The sequence below is a fragment of the Bifidobacterium aemilianum genome (genome assembly GCF_003315635.1).
Taxonomy (GTDB): Bacteria; Actinomycetota; Actinomycetes; order Actinomycetales; family Bifidobacteriaceae; genus Bifidobacterium; species Bifidobacterium aemilianum.
On record NZ_PDCG01000084.1, the window covers coordinates 1 to 445 of the forward strand.

The following is a 445-nucleotide window of genomic DNA, read 5'->3' on the forward strand; positions in this document are numbered from 1 at the left end:
CCACCCACACGGACAGCACACTGACACGCCCCCCCCGCGGCCACTGGCACCACGGACCCTGTAACGACTGGTACACCGACACCAACCTCACCCAACCCTGGAGGACAGGACCCGTGTCCTCGAACACGACCCTGCACGCCAAATGGACACGCAACACGTACACGGTCACCATCGACCAGAACGGCGGCACCGGCGCGCCCACCAGCCTGACCGTGACCGACGGACAAGCCATCGGCACCCTGACCACCACCAAACCCGGCCACCACCTGACCGGCTGGACCCGGACCAGCGACCACACGACCTGGAACCCGGACACCGACCCCGTCCACGCCCCCATGACCATCCAAGCGAAATGGGAGGCCGACCAATACACCGTGCGCTTCCTCGCGCCGGGACTGACACCCAACCCCACCATCACCGACCAGACCGGCATCAACTACGGCAC

The 445-nt window shown here is 66.5% G+C and carries 1 protein-coding gene; it reads left to right on the forward strand.

Going from position 1 to position 445, the window contains the following annotated elements; genetic code table 11:
* Window positions 1-113 precede the first annotated feature (113 nt).
* The coding region (locus tag CRD60_RS08510; protein ID WP_161522229.1) for an InlB B-repeat-containing protein at window positions 114-445 on the forward strand (332 nt) is incomplete at its 3' end.